Source organism: Arthrobacter sp. Y3223164 (assembly GCF_059091005.1).
Genome location: NZ_JBNHGF010000852.1, coordinates 1 through 455, shown reverse-complemented (window position 1 = coordinate 455; position 455 = coordinate 1). Strand labels below are relative to the sequence as shown.

The window sequence follows — 455 nt, the reverse complement described above, 5'->3', positions numbered from 1 at the left end:
GACCAGGCTGGGTCGGGCCACGGCGCAGGAGCGGCTGACCGAGGCCGCCGCGCTGCTGGCCGAGCAGCTGCCGGAACCGCTGGACCAATTCATGCTGCAGGCGGACCTGACGGCCGTTGCTCCCGGGTATCTGGCCCCAAATATCGCCGCCGAACTGTCCCTGCTGTCCGACGCCGAAGGCCAGGGCCCGGCGGCCATCTACCGGTTCTCGGCCGACAGCATCCGGCGCGCCCTGGACACCGGCCGGGACGCGGCCCGAATCCTCGGCTTCCTGGCCCGGCATTCGGCCACCGGCGTGCCGCAGCCGTTGGGGTACCTGGTGGAGGACACAGCTTCCCGGCACGGTGCCCTGCGGGTGGGATCGGCCGCGAGTTTCCTGCGCAGCGACGACGAAGATGCCCTGACGGACCTGCTCGCCGACCCGCGCGCCGCCCGCCTGGGCCTGCGCCGGCTAG

The 455-nt window shown here is 73.2% G+C and carries 1 protein-coding gene; it reads left to right on the top strand.

Annotation, left to right across the window (positions count from 1 at the left end; translation table 11 throughout):
• On the top strand, nt 1-455 hold a 455-nt coding region (locus AC5RUJ_RS18370), incomplete at both ends, for a helicase-associated domain-containing protein (RefSeq protein WP_494156532.1).